At 38.1% G+C, this 16,558-nt stretch carries 11 protein-coding genes and 2 pseudogenes; 12 read left to right on the forward strand and 1 reads right to left on the reverse strand.

What is annotated here, in order from left to right; genetic code table 11:
* Positions 1-810: 810 nt before the first annotated feature.
* Positions 811-1,215 (forward strand): annotated as a pseudogene (locus RCG17_RS14620) (reverse transcriptase domain-containing protein); the annotation flags it as partial.
* Positions 1,216-1,610: 395 nt separating this feature from the next.
* On the opposite strand, the gene RCG17_RS14630 reads toward RCG17_RS14620, so the two are convergent.
* Entirely contained in the window at positions 1,611-2,258 is a 648-nt protein-coding gene (locus RCG17_RS14630; protein WP_308170930.1) for a GntR family transcriptional regulator, read from the reverse strand.
* Between the two features lie 476 nt (positions 2,259-2,734).
* On the opposite strand from RCG17_RS14630, the gene RCG17_RS14635 reads away from it, so the two are divergent.
* From RCG17_RS14635 to larC, 11 genes and pseudogenes are all read left to right on the forward strand, one after another.
* Positions 2,735-3,913: an iron-containing alcohol dehydrogenase gene (locus RCG17_RS14635; protein WP_308170931.1), complete on the forward strand. Its 1,179-nt coding sequence runs from the start codon at positions 2,735-2,737 to the stop codon at positions 3,911-3,913.
* A gap of 240 nt (positions 3,914-4,153) precedes the next feature.
* Positions 4,154-5,452, forward strand: a complete 1,299-nt coding sequence (locus tag RCG17_RS14640; RefSeq protein WP_308170932.1) for an MFS transporter — start codon at positions 4,154-4,156, stop codon at positions 5,450-5,452.
* Between the two features lie 78 nt (positions 5,453-5,530).
* A complete protein-coding gene (locus RCG17_RS14645; protein WP_308175850.1) occupies positions 5,531-6,985 on the forward strand; it encodes an NAD-dependent succinate-semialdehyde dehydrogenase in 1,455 nt (484 codons plus the stop codon).
* A 158-nt stretch (positions 6,986-7,143) separates the two neighbouring features.
* Complete coding sequence (locus RCG17_RS14650) at positions 7,144-8,511, forward strand: MATE family efflux transporter (protein ID WP_308170933.1); 1,368 nt, start codon at positions 7,144-7,146, stop codon at positions 8,509-8,511.
* 181 nt (positions 8,512-8,692) lie between these two features.
* Entirely contained in the window at positions 8,693-9,391 is a 699-nt protein-coding gene (locus RCG17_RS14655) for a FadR/GntR family transcriptional regulator (protein ID WP_308170934.1), read from the forward strand.
* Positions 9,392-9,406: 15 nt separating this feature from the next.
* Entirely contained in the window at positions 9,407-10,681 is a 1,275-nt protein-coding gene (locus RCG17_RS14660) for a nickel pincer cofactor-dependent isomerase, group 22 (protein ID WP_308170935.1), read from the forward strand.
* Between the two features lie 22 nt (positions 10,682-10,703).
* Positions 10,704-12,107, forward strand: coding sequence for an FAD-binding oxidoreductase (locus RCG17_RS14665; protein WP_308170936.1), 1,404 nt, complete (start codon positions 10,704-10,706; stop codon positions 12,105-12,107).
* On the forward strand, positions 12,104-12,724 hold the full coding sequence (locus RCG17_RS14670; protein ID WP_308170937.1) for a (Fe-S)-binding protein: 621 nt from the start codon (positions 12,104-12,106) through the stop codon (positions 12,722-12,724). The genes RCG17_RS14665 and RCG17_RS14670 overlap by 4 nt, the downstream gene beginning before the upstream one ends.
* Positions 12,721-13,470: a (Fe-S)-binding protein gene (locus RCG17_RS14675; protein ID WP_308170938.1), complete on the forward strand. Its 750-nt coding sequence runs from the start codon at positions 12,721-12,723 to the stop codon at positions 13,468-13,470. Before RCG17_RS14670 ends, RCG17_RS14675 begins: the two co-directional genes overlap by 4 nt.
* 216 nt (positions 13,471-13,686) lie before the next feature.
* Positions 13,687-14,509, forward strand: a pseudogene (larE, locus tag RCG17_RS14680) (ATP-dependent sacrificial sulfur transferase LarE).
* Positions 14,510-14,782: 273 nt separating this feature from the next.
* The gene (gene larC, locus RCG17_RS14685; RefSeq protein WP_308175851.1) at positions 14,783-15,667 is read left to right on the forward strand and encodes a nickel pincer cofactor biosynthesis protein LarC; all 885 of its coding nucleotides are present in this window, start codon (positions 14,783-14,785) and stop codon (positions 15,665-15,667) included.
* The last annotated feature ends 891 nt before the right edge of the window (positions 15,668-16,558 follow it).

Below are 16,558 nucleotides of genomic sequence, written 5' to 3' on the forward strand. Positions count from 1 at the left end.
GGATTCATCCTGGTTTAAAAATTGATCCCAATTTTGGTCTTCACTGCCTTTGGCCGCTACTAGCATTTCTGAGGATAGTAATGTCCCTTTATCTGTTTCTTCATTTACTGCAAGCCAAAGGTCATCGATAAAAGAAAATACTTTAAATCCTTCTGCTTTATATGTATTGATACGTAGCTAATTTAAAAAGTTAAGGACACTATATTATTATAATGTTTTAAACAAAGCGATGCCTAAAACAGCATCGCTTTACTTGTGTGCGCCCGACATGGGTGCAGTCTCTAGGGTGAAAGTCCCGAGCCATGAAGGCAGTAGTAATGGTTAGCTTAACGCAAGGGTGTCTGTGGTGACGCGGAATCTGAAGGAAGCGAGCGGCAAACCTCTGGTCTGAGGAACACGAACTTCATATAAGGCTAGGTATCATTGGATGAGTTTGCACAACAAAACAAAATCCTTACTGCCGAAGGTGGTACAGAGTAAATGAAGCAGATAGATGGAGGGAAAGACTGTACTCTTACTCGGGGAGGTCTGATTAATAAGCCAAGTACACTTGGTAACCTACCCAGCAATGGATAGCTGAATGATCAGAAGTCAGCAGAGGTCATAGTACTATTCTAACTCGAGAAAGAATGGGAAGGACCGAACTATTAAGAAAGAATGAAATCTGCACATTCGGTGATTGCATTGAACACAGACAATCCGAAAGGACTTACCTAAAAGAGGAAGCGGTGAATCCGCTGGGGACTTTAGGAGGGTGGAGCAAGAATCGGCATAAACAGAACCTTCATTCACGTGGAAAGGAATAGCATCATGTTAATGGAACGAATCTTGTCACGAGAAAATCTCTTAACTGCCCTTAAACGGGTAGAGCAGAACAAAGGAAGTCACGGCATAGATGGAATGTCCGTAAAATTCCTACGACGGCATCTCTATGAAAACTGGGATTCCCTTCAGGAAGCTTTGAGAACAGGTAACTATCAACCTTTTCCTGTTCGCCGTGTCGAAATCCCGAAACCAAGCGGAGGGATAAGGCTTTTAGGCATACCAACTGTGACAGACCGTTTCATCCAACAGGCAATTGCCCAAGTATTAACCCCAATCTTTGACCCAACCTTTTCTGAAAAGAGCTTTGGCTTCCGACCTAACAGGAGTGCCCATGATGCAGTAAGAAGAGCAAAGGGATATATCAAAGAAGGGTTCCGTTGGGTATTAAATAGCCTCTGTTTCTTTTTTTCTTTTTTAATAACTCCATAGTTTTGGCTCATTTCGTGCTAGTTATCCTAGGATAAGAGACTTTCTTTTGTCGTTATGGTCGTAAGCCCCCGAGTTCCTTACATTAGTGATAGACTTTTTTCTTATTGATAACCAGTCTGTGTTTCCTTCCGAGTACCTTGGTTAACTTGCGGCATCCGTAGTTAAAGCCGTCGCCCGCAATTTCTTCTAGCAGAAATTATTTAATCTCTTCATCTGAAACTTTTTTTCCGTCCTCTTTGAAGGAATAACCTGGTGCTGGACGTCCCTCACTCACTTTTTTTCTCTCCACCCCATATTACTGCGTAGTCCTCTTCCCAAATGATTGGGCACTTTTATTAAAAGTTTGTTCATTCTAATTAGTTTAACAAGCGGTATAAGGAATCTTTTATGTGTTTAAAAATCGCCCTTTCTGCTCGGTATATATCACGTGTTTGAATCGATTCAATTATTTCTTGGTGCTCTGATGGTGCCTCTTCTTGGTCAACTTTATTTTTTATATGATATAAACGGGCAATGTGTAAATGACAATGCATCCCTTTATATGCTTCATAAAGAAAATCATTCCCACATGCTTTCATAATGGAACTGTGAAATTGTTCATCTAAATTAGTGAAAAAAAGTGCATTTTTATTTGTTGATCCATAGTTTATAGAAATCATTTGTTCGTTAAGTCTTGACAGGTTTTCTATAATTTCTAAATCATTATTCCGAATAATAGTTTGCACCGCATAAGTTTCCATTAGAATACGTGCATCTAACATTTTTTTGATATTCCCATCGTCTAAAATATCGCTTACATGATAACCTTTGTTTGGCTCCAGGATTACCAACCTTTCAGAATTAAGTCGGGATAGAGCTTCTCTTAGTGGTATTGGGCTTATATTAAGTTCTTGTGATAAAGTTCTAATATTTATCTTTTGGCCTGGAGCTAAACTCCATTCAAAAATTCTTTCTTTTAGTAAAGAGTAGACATACTCTGTAGTTTCTCCTCTTTCTTTTTCCATCTAATGTTTCCTCATTTCTATTCTTCCAAATTTATCTAAAAACTTAACGTTTGATTTTACACAACTAATAATATCATTTATATTTTTTGATGCCTATCTACCAATAAATTAAATATTAAACAATATCGTTGTGATAAAAATAATATATTATTTAAAATTATAATATATAAAAATTTGGTTTTTAAAAACAATAATTTCATTAGGGGGACATTAAAAATAAGCGATTATATCAACGTTTAATTCATTATTTTATTTTATTGACTTTTTAGTATTTACAGAAAGATTATAAATATGATATATTATTTTTTGAAATAATATATTATTTAAAGTGTTATTTCAAAAATATAAGGGGAGAGTGAGGAAAAATATTAAGGAAATATGAAAAGAGAAGTAAGGTAGCTAAAAAAAGTAAGCGCTTTATTTACTGCTATAAAAAGAAAAAAACTGAAATGATCTAGAAAAGGGGAGGTCAGCAAATGTCATCAACACAATTTAAATATTTTATGCCTGCCAGAGTCGAATGTGGAAATGGAATATCGAACAGAACAGGAGAAATGGTTAAAGAACTTGGCGTAACTAAAATTCTTATTGTAACTGACAAAGGGGTAAGAGGAGCGAATCTTTTGGAAGGAATTGAGAGGTCCATCCATGAGGTTGACTTAGCTTATGAAATTTACGATGAGGTTGAGCCTAACCCATCGGTTGAAATTATAAATAGAGGAAGTATATATTTTTATCAAAATCATTGTGATGCTGTACTTGCTGTAGGTGGTGGAAGCAGTATCGACACTGCCAAAGGAATAGCAATATTGGCGACTAATCCTGGAAATATATTGGATTACGAAGGAGTGGGGAAAATTAAAAATCCTCCAATCCCAATTATTTCTATACCAACTACTGCTGGGACTGGAAGCGAAACTACTAATTCAACTGTTATTACAAATAAACAAACGTCTTTTAAATTAGGAGTATTAAGTTCACATTTATTTTCAACCTTAGCAATTTTGGATCCTGCTCTAACTTTGGGACTGCCACAAGGAATTACTGCATCGACAGGTATGGATGCGCTTACACATGCCATTGAATCTTATACATCAAAAGATGCTAGCCCTGTAAGCAAGGGGTTTGCAATGCAAGCTATTAAAATGATAGGTGAAAATTTAATTAAAACCTACTTTGTTGGAACTGATATTGAAAGTAGGGAGCAAATGCTGGTAGCTTCAATGATGGCTGGAGTAGCGTTCTCGCAATCCCGTTTAGGAAATGTACATGCAATTTCTCATACATTTGGCGGGGTCTTTAATATTCCACATGGATTTGCAAACGCAGCACTTTTACCGTTCGTAATGACATTTAATCTTCCTGCATGTGCAGAAAAATATAAAGAAATTGCGATTGCTTTAGGAAAAGATGTTAGCGGATTAACGAATATGGAAGCAGGAAAAAAAGCAATTGAGACTGTGATTGAAATGAATCAATCTATGAATATCCCGCTGAATATAAAGGACTTGGGAGTTTCATTGGATTTATTGCCAAAATTAGTCGAAGACTCCATGAGGAGCGGAAATGTTTTTGTTAATCCTAGACTTACAAAAGCTTCGGATATCGAAAGTATTATTAAAAGAGCGTATTATGGGGACTTGGGAATATTTTGATAAATACAAATAAAAGCGTTTACATTAAAGCATTCTTAATAAATAAAAGTATGTTAAATTTATAAGAATAATCTATTAGGTCGGTAATAGTTTTGCTAATCTTAGAGTAAAAAAAACTTTAAATACGAACAAGTATTACTTTATCTTATTATGTTCAATGAAAAAGATTTCACATTATTAAAAAATAAGAGCGTTTACATATGTGGAATCCTCAGCAAATATCAATAATGGGGTGGATATATGAAAAAATCAAAGGGTCGATGGTTAATTGTTTTACTCCTATTTGTTGCTACAACTGTGAACTACATGGATAGGGCTATTCTGGGTATTGCAGGACCATCTATGATGAAGGATCTTTCGATTTCAGTTGTAGAATTTGGTTTATTGGGGACAGCATTTTTCTGGTCATATGCACTGATGCAGATTCCAGTTGGTATGATTGTGGATAAATTAGGGGCAAGGTTAACTTATTCGATCGCTATTGTTTGGTGGTCATTAATGACTGTACTAACTGGTTTTGGCAAATCACTAGGTGCGTTAATTGGAATTCGTGTATTAATGGGAGTAGGGGAAGCTCCTGCATTCCCAACTAATACCCGTGTTATTTCAGATTGGCTGCCTTCAAAAGAACGAGGTGTGGCAAACGGACTCTTTAACTCGGGAACTGCAGTTGGAATTGGGTTAACTACACCTATAATAGCTTGGATTATTGGAAAATGGGGTTGGCATAGCGCATTTATTATTATTGGATCTCTAGGGTTTATCTGGTTGATATTCTGGCTTTTCTATTATCGAAACAAACCTAAAGACAGCTTCATTGCTAATAAAGCTGAGGTGGAATATATTGAGGCTGGGTTGGCAGAGGATGGGGAAGTTACAAAAATAAATATTTCTCCATTTAAATTCTTAAAATACAGAAATGCTTACCCATTACTGTATGGATTGTTTGCCCATAATTACCTTTCCTATTTAATGATGACTTGGCTACCAACTTATTTAGTAACACAACGGCACATGACACTGATGAAAGCTGGATTTTTCACGATGCTTCCTTGGATCATGGCATTCTTGGGTAATATACTTGGGGGTATCATCTCGGATGCTTTAATTAGACGAGGTTGGAATTCTATTAAAGCTCGGAAGACAACTTTAGCTATCGGAATGTTATTTCCATTTGCGCTTATCCCAACCATTTATGTAGAAAATTCTGTAGCGGCTATTTTATTGATTTCATTAGCCATCGGTGGTGAAGGTGTGGCTGCCGGTATTTTATGGGCAACAGTTGCAGATGTAGCACCAAAGGGTGCGGAAGGAAAACTTGCTGGGTTGCAAAATTTTGTAGGAAACCTGGCTGGTTGGCTAGCTCCTGTTTTAACAGGTGTATTAGTTGCAACGTTCCATAATTTCACCATTGCTTTGATCATCCCGGCTGTTATTTGTCTTATTGCAGCTTTTAGTTATACTTTTATTCTTAAAAACGAAAGAATATCAATTGAAAATGAGGCGATTACTGATAAGAAAGTTTCTACAGGGATATAGTTTTATACAAATTACTGGGCGTTAAAAATCCCACAAAAAAAATAGGGATTATTGAAAGGAGAATAAACATTGTTGTTAATGAGGGAGATTGTCGATTTTGATAATTTAAAGATGTATATCAATGGAGAATGGGTAACAGCACAAAGCGAAAAAACTTATTCGGTGATAAATCCATCAACGGGAAAAGTTGTAGCGAATGTTCCTAATGGGGGACGCAATGAAACAAAGCAAGCCATCGATGCCGCAGATCAAGCCTTTAAGTCTTGGTCAAAATTGACGGCAGTTGAGCGAGCCAAATATCTAATGAGATTATATGCGCTAATGCATCAATATAAAGACCAATTAGCCGAAATCATGAGTTTAGAAATGGGTAAACCGTTTACTGAAGCCAAAGGTGAAGTTGATTTTGCTGCTAGTTATTTTGAATGGTTTGCAGAAGAAGGACGTCGAATCTATGGTGAAACCATTCCTTCTAATTCTCCAAATAAAAGATTAATGGTTATTCGCCAACCAGTAGGGGTAGTTGCTGCTATCACGCCTTGGAACTTTCCGTTAGCTATGATGACCCGTAAAGTTGGAGCGGCATTGGCTGCAGGGTGTACAGCCATTGTGAAACCTGCCAGCCAATCGCCAATCAGTGCAATTGCATTTGGTAGATTAGTAGAATTAGCAGGGATTCCAAATGGTGTAATTAGTGTTATTACAGGTAGTTCTGGTCCAATTTCAGATGAAATTTTTGAAAACCCAATTGTTAAGAAAGTTACTTTTACTGGTTCAACCGAAGTTGGGAAATTATTGGTTACCAAATCAGCACATCAGTTAAAGAAACTTTCATTAGAGCTTGGTGGGCATGCACCTTTCATTGTATTTGAAGATGCCGATTTAGAGGCAGCAGCCACTGGTGCAATTGCCAGTAAATATAGAAATACCGGACAAACATGTGTCTGTGCAAACAGAATTTATGTACATCAATCAGTTATTGAGGAATTCTCAGAAATTTTAGTAAAAAAAGTCAAGGAATTAAAAGTCGGGAATAGTATAGATCCAACTGTTCAAGTTGGACCACTTGTTAACAGGGAAGGATTATTAAAGGTTGAGGAACAGGTAAAGGATGCCTTGGATAAAGGAGCACGCATTCTTTGTGGCGGTAAACGAGTAGGTGGAGAGTTGACAGAAGGATTATTCTATGAACCTACCGTTCTGGGAGATGTTACTCCAACTATGCTTATTACTTATCAGGAAACATTTGGACCTGTAGCACCAATAATTCCTTTTGAATCAGAAGAAGAAGTGATCCAACAAGCAAATGGAACAGAATATGGATTAGCGTCCTATTTTTATACACAAAATATTAGTCGTGCTGTTAGGGTCGCAGAAGCGCTGGAGTTCGGTATTATGGGAATAAATGATTCAATTCCTACTGTGGCCCAGGCTCCGTTTGGCGGTATAAAAGAGAGCGGGCAAGGAAGAGAAGGCGGTCATCAGGGCCTTGACGATTATCTGGAGTATAAGTTTATTTCTTTAGGTATTTAGGAAGGGATTATGTCAAAACTAAAAGAAATTTTCTAACCTATAATAAAACTTTGGCATTCATCTTCAATATGGTGAATGTCAAAGTTAATTATAATGTAAAAATTTCACTCGAAATTTTACCATATTACAGTAAAAGACGACTAAGGAAGTAAAAACCGATGATTAAAGATATGACACAAGGCAATATACCCAAACATTTGGTCAGTTTTACTATACCATTAATATTAGGAAATCTGCTTCAACTAACTTATAATGCAGTCGATTCTATTGTTGTGGGGTGGTTTTCAGGAAAAGAGGCTTTAGCAGCAGTTGGTACGGCTAATCCGGTAATGAATATTGTCATTTTAGGGATAACAGGTATATGTATTGGAGCATCGGTGCTCATGAGTGAATTATTTGGTGCTGGAAAGTACAATGAATTAAAAAAGGAAATATCTACTACGTTACAATTTGGCTGCTTTTTTTCCTTGTTTATTGTGTTACTTGGTTTGATTTTTTCAAAAGGAATATTGAATCTGCTTGGTGTGCCAAAGGAGATTCTCGATTCAGCAACACTATATCTAAGAATAATATTTTGTGCAATGCCTTTTACCTATTTGTATAATGCAGCATCAGCAGCAATGAGAAGTGTTGGTGATTCCAAAACTCCAATAAGATTTCTAGCCATTGCCTCTATTTTAAACGGATGCCTTGATATCGTTTTTGTAGCAGGTTTAAGAATGGGCGTGGTAGGAGCAGCATTGGCAACAGATATTGCAGAAGCTTGTTCAGCTATTTTCTGTATCCTTTACATTTATAAAAAGGTTCCATTATTAAGGCTCCGCAAAAGTGATATAAAATTAGATAAAAATCTCTTGAAAAAGACACTTCAATATGGTTCGGTCACGGCTTTGCAGCAGTCCGCTCAGCCAATTGGTAAACTATTAATACAAGGTGTTATTAATCCATTAGGTGTCGATGCAATTGCAGCATTTAATGCTGTCAGCAGAGTAGATGATTTTGCATTTACACCACAGCAAGGCATATCTCATGCAATGATGACCTTTACAGCACAGAATCGTGGAGCAAAAAATAAAAAGCGTGTTATAGATGGATTTAAAATTGGATTACAAGTAGAGGTTTGTTACTGGATCTTCATTTGTATTGTTACTTTGTTATTCAAACAACCAATTATGAAACTGTTTCTTTCTTCAAAAGAAACAGGAATGATTAGTTTGGGTGTTCACTATTTAAGCCTTATGGCATTTTTCTATTTGCTTCCTTCATTCACAAATGGTGTACAAGGATTCTTCAGAGGTATGGGAAATATGAGAATAACATTAGTTTCTACCATTATTCAAATATCCTTTAGAGTACTATTTGTATTTGCATTAGTCCCTCAGTTTGGAATGGAAGGTGTAGCTTACGCAAGCCTTATCGGCTGGATATTAATGTTAGCCTACGAAGTTCCTTATTACTTCAGATATAAGAGAAAAAATGATTTTTTTAAAGACTCAAGTGGATTTGAGGGAAAGGATGCAGTATAAAAAATTGATCTCTAATAGGAATAGGACAACAGTAGATATGTCCTTAGAATTGGCCTCCTACAATTCTTATAAATTTTCTTTTTGAAACTGTTGACATTAGCCTAAATTTAAATTAATAAGGAACTGTCCAGACCACCTGAACACCTGAACACCTGAACGAAGTATAGAAAGGTACTTTTATATGAATTTTAATGAAATTAAAAAAACAAGAGTATATGAACAAGTGATTGAGCAGATTAAAGGACTCATGGAACTTGGTAAACTAAAAGGAGGAGATAAGCTGCCATCTGAACGTGAAATGGCCGGAATGTTTAATGTTTCACGGAGTGTCATTCGGGAAGCGATGAGCGTTCTCAATGCTGGCGGAGTGCTCGATATACGGCCTGGAATTGGGGTTTTCATTGTCGATGACGAAGAATCTACATTAATTCAGAGGATGGACCGGGCGCTAAAAAAGGGGAATGTTAGTTTACAAGAGTTACTAGAAGTAAGACAGGGGTTAGAATCACAGGCTGCCTATTTGGCAGCACATAGAGCCACACCAAAGGATATAGAGAGACTTGAGGCAGCTTATCATTCTCTTCTGGAAGCTGTGAAAAAGGAAAGTGTTGGTGCCAAAGAGGACTTTATTTTTCATGAGGCCATTATTAAAGCCAGCAAAAATGAAATTCTTATGGAAATGCTCCGTTTATTATCTGATCGGTTGCTAGTGGGTATCCTGGAAAGCCGCAGTAATTCGCTGAAACAACCACAGCGGATTGAAGATGTTCTTAAGGAACATAAAAGAATTGTTGAAGCAATTTCCAATAGAGATGCGGACCTGGCAAAAAAGCTAATGTTCGAGCATCTTGAAAATGTTAAGAACTCAAATAAAATGTAAAGAAGGCGAAATGCGTTGTTAACAGGAGAAAAAGAATTTCCAATATATCATATCAAAGTTCACCACAAGTCGTCTGCAATAGCAGACATTCCCTTAGCGCTAAAAAAGGAGCTTGATCAACTTAAATTTAGTAAGCGGTTTCGAAATTTAAAACCTGGTGCTTCAATCGCTATAACGGCAGGAAGCAGAGGAATCTCGAATTATACTCTAATCTTAAAAACAATCGTTAAGACATTAAAGGAATGGGGATATGAACCATTTCTATTTTCGGCAATGGGTAGTCATGGTGGAGGAACGGCAGAGGGCCAGCAAGAAATCCTTCAAAGTTTAAATATTAATCCCGAAACAGTAGGGTGCCCTGTTTATTGTTCCAGTGAAGTGAAAATACTGGAGGAAATTGAATGGCTTGGCCAAAAAATTCCTGTATATTGTGCAGCGGAAGCGATCAATGCTGATGGTGTCTTAGTTGTTAACCGAATTAAACCACATACTTCATTTCATGGGAATTATGAAAGCGGATTGCTGAAAATGATGACAGTCGGCATGGGACGTGCTAAAGGTGCTGACAGATTCCACAGTTTGGGGGCAACACATCTTGCCGATGCTATCCCATTAATCGCTGGTCAAGTCCTGGAACGGGCTCCGATTGTTGGAGGGATCGGGATTGTTGAAAATGAACATGAAAAAACGGCTATTATTAAAGGCATACCATTTGAACAGATTGTTTATGAAGAGAAAAGCCTTTTACTAGAAGCAAAAAGACTAATGCCAAAGCTGCCGCTGGAACACGCAGATCTCTGTATTGTTGGAGAAATGGGAAAAAATTTTAGTGGAACAGGGATGGATACAAATATTATTGGGCGCCTCCGAATTCAAGGAATACCGGAACCAACAACACCTTATTTTACCTACCTTGGTGTTCTCAGATTGTCAGAACCATCACATGGTAATGCAACAGGCATTGGTCTTGCAGATTTCACTACTCAAAAATTGGTTCAAGAGATTGATTCAAAAGCTACATATTTAAATTGTTTGACGAGTGGGTTTGTGATTCGTTCGGCAGTCCCAATGACCTTTAACACGGATAAAGAATTGGTTCAGGGTGCATTGCAAGCCTTAAAATACGATGGCAGTGGTGGTATTAGGTTGTTATTTATCAAAAATACATTATATATCAATGAATTATGGGTATCGAAAGCGATCTATGATGAGCTTAAAGATAAAGAGGAAATTGAACTTGTCGAAAAATTACCAACGATTCCGTTTGACGCAGATGGAAACTGGATATAGAGAAAAGGGGTGTAAATTAATAATGGATAAAAGACATATTCAAGAAATAAAGAAGATCATTACTAAGGGCAGAGTGCTATCAGAGCCGAGTGACCTTTATAGTTATTCTTTTGATGGATCATTTGGTACGTTTGTTCCTGAAGTAGTGGTTCAGGCAAAAGATGTACAGGAGATAGCAGCATTAGTTAAATTTGCAAATCGTGAGCTTATCCCAATTACGCCAAGGGGACAAGCCACATGTCTTAGCGGAGGTCCTCTACCTGTTAAAGGAGGGATTATCCTTGATATGACAGCTATGAATGAACAATTGGAGATTAACGCGGAAGATTTGGTTGCGATTGTTTCTCCAGGTGTGCTAACAGCCAATATCCATAAAGAAGCTGAAAAACATGGCTTAATGTATGCCCCAGATCCTAGCAGTTCCCATGTGTCAACGATTGGGGGAAATCTAGCAGAGAACTCTGGTGGTCCCCGCGGATTAAAGTATGGAGTGACCAAAGATTATGTCATTGGACTGGAGGTTGTTACTCCTCAAGGGGAAATTATTCAAACCGGTGGAAGAACGGTCAAAAATGTTACTGGGTATGATCTAACCAAGTTAATTGTTGGTTCAGAGGGAACTCTGGGAATTATCACTAAGGCCATTCTGCGGCTGATTCCCAAACCACCTGCCTCCGAAACAGTAATGGTTATTTTCGATAGTTTAGTTACCGCCGGAGCGGCCATATCCAAAATTTTAACATCCGGGATCCTGCCATCCAAATTGGAGATAATGGATCAGGCTTCGATACGAGCTGTTGAAAACTATGAACCTATGGGGCTGCCCACGGATGCGGAAGCGTTGCTATTGATTGAACTGGATGGACATTTGGCTGCTGTTCGTGATGAAGCTATGCAAGTAGCTGATTTGTGCAAAAAGGTAGGAGCCAGAGCTGTCAAAGTTCCACAGACACAAAGTGAAAAAGCTGAGGTTTGGAAAGCAAGAAAACTGGTTTCCCCTGCCATCGTCAGAATTAAACCGACGAAAATTTCCGAAGATGCAACGGTTCCACGCAGCAAGATTCCTGAAATGTGCCAAAGGCTTCAAGAAATTAAGAAAAAATATAATATTCATTTAGTAGTCTTTGGTCATGCTGGTGACGGCAATTTGCACCCTAATATTATTGCAGATAAAAAAGATAAGGAAGAAATGAAACGCGTTGAACAAGCGGTAACAGAAATCTTTCAAGCTGCCGTTGAATTAGGCGGGACGCTGTCTGGGGAGCATGGTATTGGCACGATGAAGGCGCCATTCATGGAAATGGAGCTTGGCAAAGCTGGTTTGGATATGATGAAACGAATTAAAGAGGCATGGGATCCCAATAACATCCTTAATCCTGGGAAAATATTTTCTGAGCCAGGACAAAAGCTGGTGTTGAGCGAATGATACAAGATCTTGAACAATTGAAAAAAGATTTAAAGTACGAAAAAACCACCAGTTGTGTTCAATGCGGCTATTGTTTACCTGTTTGTCCAACATATGCAACAAAGAGAAAAGAGACGCATTCACCCAGAGGAAGAATAAATTTAATCAAAATGGTTGGAGAGGGAAGAATTACAGATTTGTCTGTTCTTGAAGAACCGTTAAATATATGCCTTGCTTGCCGTGCTTGTGAAACAGCCTGTCCCACCGGTGTACAATACGGAGAGATTTTGGAAGCAGCCAGGTCGGTAATTTCGAGAAATAAAGAGGCTTCTCTTCCTGAAAGAATATTAAAAAATACGCTATTGAATAAAATCATTCCTAACCCAAAAGCGATGTCCCAGATTGGCAATGCCTTATGGTTTTATGAAAAAAGTGGTTTACAAAAAGTAGTTCGTAAATCAAAAATTTTAAACATATTTCCTGCCCATCTCGGAACTTTTGAAAGGATTATCCCATATGCAATTTCACCAAAAGAACGAGCTTCGCTGCCTAAAAGGCTAAAGATAAAAGAATCTCGTTTACCTGAAAGCAGTATTAATACTAGCAAACATAACAATGGGGAGAGTATGAAAATATGACGAAAAAGTATACTGTTGCCCTTTTTACTGGCTGCATCATGGATGCAATGTTTAGGCGCATCAACCACTTGACCGCTCAACTGTTATCAGAGGTGGGCTGTGAAGTGGTCATCCTTGAAAACCAAACCTGCTGTGGCGCACTTCATGCACATACAGGCGATTCTAAAAAGAGTAAAGAGCTTGCAAAACAAAATATTATTGCCCTTGAAAAAGAGGATGCAGACTTTTTAGTAAATAATGCCGGCGGTTGTGGAGCGATGTTAAAGGAATATGACCATCTTCTAGCGGATGAGCCCGAGTGGAAAGAACGCGCGAAAAAATTTGTCGAAAAGTCAAAAGATATCTCTCAGGTATTAGTTTTGTGCGGGGGAATCCCAGGAATGGTTCATACCCCGGAACGGATCACCTATCAACGGTCATGCCATATGACAAATGTTGAAAAAGTAACGAAAGAACCTGTACAGCTTCTTAATAGTATCCAAAATGTAGAGCTTATTGAAATGAACGAAGCTGGAATGTGCTGTGGATCTGCAGGGGTTTATAATATTGTTCATTATGATGACTCAATGGAAATCCTTGATAGGAAAATGAAGAATGTTAAAGACACAAAGGCAACTACGATTATTACCACGAATCCTGGCTGTTTATTGCAGATGAAATTAGGTGTTGAAAGGGAAGGTTTATCCGGAAAAGTAAGAGCACTCCACCTTGTTGAATACCTTGCCGAAGCAGTTGGAATTGATTAATTCAAATGAGAGAAAAGATTATGCTTGAAGAGAAATATAAAACACAAGATGTATTTGATGTTCGCAGTCAGCCCTAGCTCGCTATGTAGAGATGGGTGGCCTGGAGGAAATTATAAGAAAGAGCCGTCATCTCTAATACCATTTTATAACGGTCATTAGAGATGACGGCTCTTAAACTAAAAAAGGAAAAGGTTATTTTAAGGGGAGCGGTTTTGCATGCCATTTCAAAATAAATATGAACAATTACTAGAGAATCTTAAAGGGCTTGGAAGTGTTGTGGTTGCATTTTCAGGTGGGGTTGACAGCACTTTTCTGCTTAAAGCAGCAGTTAAAGCACTGGGGGCAGAGAATGTTTTGGCTGTAACTTCTGATGCAGAGACCTATCCAGAGCGAGAGCTAAAAGAAGCCATGGACTTAGCAGAAGAAATCGGTAGCGAACACTTGATCGTTCAGACGAGCGAGTTAAGTATTCCCGGATATGCAGAAAACCCAATCAATCGCTGCTACTTTTGTAAACAGGAGCTTTTTAGCCATTTGATTCCGGTTGCACAAGAACGAGGGTTTGATCACGTTGTTTTTGGAGCAATTGCTGACGATTTAAGTGATTATCGTCCAGGTTTTAAGGCAGCAGTTGATAAAGGAGTTCGCGCCCCCTCCTGGAGGTTGGGCTAACCAAAGCTGAAATTCGCACCTTGTCCCAACAGTTAGAGTTACGAACCTGGGATAAACCATCGTTTGCCTGTCTTTCCTCTCGAATTCCTTATGGTGAAGAGATTACCCGAGAGAAATTAACGATGATTGATAAGGCTGAACAATTCTTAATGGATATCGGTTTTCGTCAAGTCCGGGTACGTCAGCATGATCTATTAGCACGTATTGAAGTTCTTCCAGTAGATATCCAAAAACTAGCGGATTTAATGAGATGATTGTAAGCAAACTGAAGAGTATTGGATATAAGTATGTAACCATTGATTTGCAAGGTTACCGAACCTGCAGTTTAAATGAATCATTAGAAGCTCCCCAATTAGCAATGGTATAATAAATGAATTCCTTACAGTTACGTTTAATCGTATAAATAAATGGATGAAAAAAATAGATAAAAACAATATTTTTGTAGGTGTTGCTGATGCAGCTAAAATTGCTGAACAGCAGAGCTTTACATGCACCAGCGAAAAATTATATGGCATTACGGGATAAAGGAGAGTGTGAGTTTTTTAATCAACAAAGGAGGCGGCAACATGAGTTTACGGAAAATATTACATCGTGTCCAAAATGGAGAAATATCTATTGATAAAGCGGAATTGAAATCGCGATTGCCGAGGGAAAGATTCATGGAGTCGACCCTATGGAGGTTCATTTCCATGAGGTGGGAGCAATGGACTCAATTATTGACACAATCGGGGTTTGTTTAGCACTTGAAAACCTCGGAATTGATGAAATTTATGCATCAGCTGTGCCTACGGGCTTTGGAAAAAAGCGAATGGCACATGGACTTTACCCCATTCCAGCTCCAGCAACGTTAGAACTGCTAAAGGGGATTCCACTTGCTGAATTAAACGTCATGGGTGAATTGACTACCCCGACCGGAGCAGGGATTTTACGAGCACTTGTGAAAAATTTTATCATGCCAGGCGGTTTTACCGTTGAACAGATTGGATATGGTGCAGGAGAGAAGGACTTTGTGCATCCTAATGTTTTAAGAACACTGCTCATTAGGCCTTCTGACTTAAAAAAAAACCCTTTTGAAGATAAAGCTCCCCTGGAACGTGAATCAGTTTTTGTATTGGAAGCCCAACTGGATGATATGACAGGGGAAGGACTTGGGTATACCATGGAGGTTCTTCTTTCAACGGGTGCCCTTGATGTATTTTATACACCTGTCTACATGAAGAAAAACCGGCCAGGTACGCTTGTAACCGTTTTGGCATCCCTAGAAACAGCAGATCGGTGTGAGACCGTTTTGCTGACTGAAACGACTACTCTTGGGGTACGGAGAAGTATCTGGAGCCGTAATATTCTTGATAGAAGATTTATTAATGCTGATACACCGTATGGACAGATAAAGGTGAAGCAAGCATTTATGGGGAATAAAATGCTGCACCAAGCACCTGAATACGAAGACGTGGCCAGAGCGGCAAAAGAGTATCAGGTAACGTTTCAAGAAGTGTACATGTCCGCAATGAAACAGGGAATATAAAAATGGGTTAAAGGTGCTAATCCATAACACAGCACCTTTTTCTTTTGGCATAATGACTTATTGCTTCAATAACTACAAAAAAGCGTCGATGTTACAAGAATGTTTTGCATGCTCAATCTTTTTGAACAAAAACTTTATAGCAGGGCAATAAGCTAGAATCGATGTGCTACAGTTTCTTCTACTTTATTCTGAGTTCTCCTTATACCACTCCTCTACATGTATTATAATGAGTCTAAAAACTAAAAATAATGAGACCTGGTCTTTTTATAAACTGTTCGGTAAACATGAACGCTTTTTATCCTTTTTAATATTTTGCGGTCTACACTTAAGCCATATGTAGTGTGTAGGACTTGAAAATATACTTATGTCTTTATTACAAAAAGCGATGCCTTAAATAGCATCGCTTTACTTGGTCAACTATGGATTGGTGTCAAGCATCACTTAGTCTTAAGAAATGTTTTATAAACAAAATGCTAACATTTTGCTAACGCAATGAAGTAAAAACGGTAAATTTGCGTTAAAGATGTTACAGTTAAAAAATGTAAAAGCCTTGATATATCGCACTTTCAAAACATAACGTGTAAGATATTACACACTCTCACCTTGTGGGCGGCATGATGTAATCTGCCCCTCAAACCCTTGAAATGACTGGGTTTTTGAGTAAGATGTGAGTGAAATGCTAACATTTTGTTATCATAGAGGATTTTAATGAAGGCTTCTCATGAGTTGACCAAACTTGTGAGAAGCCTTTTTCTTCATTTCTTTTGTCACATGACGATAGATGATCCGCGTTGTAACACAACCTCCGCTTCTGCCAGCAATGAAGTGTGCGTGTGTATAAGTGAGTGAGGAGTTAGGGTTCATTTAATCCCGCTAATTTCAGTAATCTCT

The sequence above is a fragment of the Neobacillus sp. PS3-12 genome (assembly GCF_030915385.1).
Lineage (GTDB): Bacteria > Bacillota > Bacilli > Bacillales > Cytobacillaceae > JAEVLT01.

Coding starts and splice junctions, on each gene's coding strand:
- RCG17_RS14670 (WP_308170937.1), top strand. CDS start 12,104: ATGATACAAGATCTTGAACAATTGAAAAAAGATTTAAAGTACGAAAAA.
- RCG17_RS14675 (WP_308170938.1), top strand. CDS start 12,721: ATGACGAAAAAGTATACTGTTGCCCTTTTTACTGGCTGCATCATGGAT.
- RCG17_RS14650 (WP_308170933.1), top strand. CDS start 7,144: ATGATTAAAGATATGACACAAGGCAATATACCCAAACATTTGGTCAGT.
- RCG17_RS14655 (WP_308170934.1), top strand. CDS start 8,693: ATGAATTTTAATGAAATTAAAAAAACAAGAGTATATGAACAAGTGATT.
- RCG17_RS14635 (WP_308170931.1), top strand. CDS start 2,735: ATGTCATCAACACAATTTAAATATTTTATGCCTGCCAGAGTCGAATGT.
- RCG17_RS14665 (WP_308170936.1), top strand. CDS start 10,704: ATGGATAAAAGACATATTCAAGAAATAAAGAAGATCATTACTAAGGGC.
- RCG17_RS14630 (WP_308170930.1), bottom strand. CDS start 2,258: ATGGAAAAAGAAAGAGGAGAAACTACAGAGTATGTCTACTCTTTACTA.
- RCG17_RS14645 (WP_308175850.1), top strand. CDS start 5,531: ATGAGGGAGATTGTCGATTTTGATAATTTAAAGATGTATATCAATGGA.
- RCG17_RS14640 (WP_308170932.1), top strand. CDS start 4,154: ATGAAAAAATCAAAGGGTCGATGGTTAATTGTTTTACTCCTATTTGTT.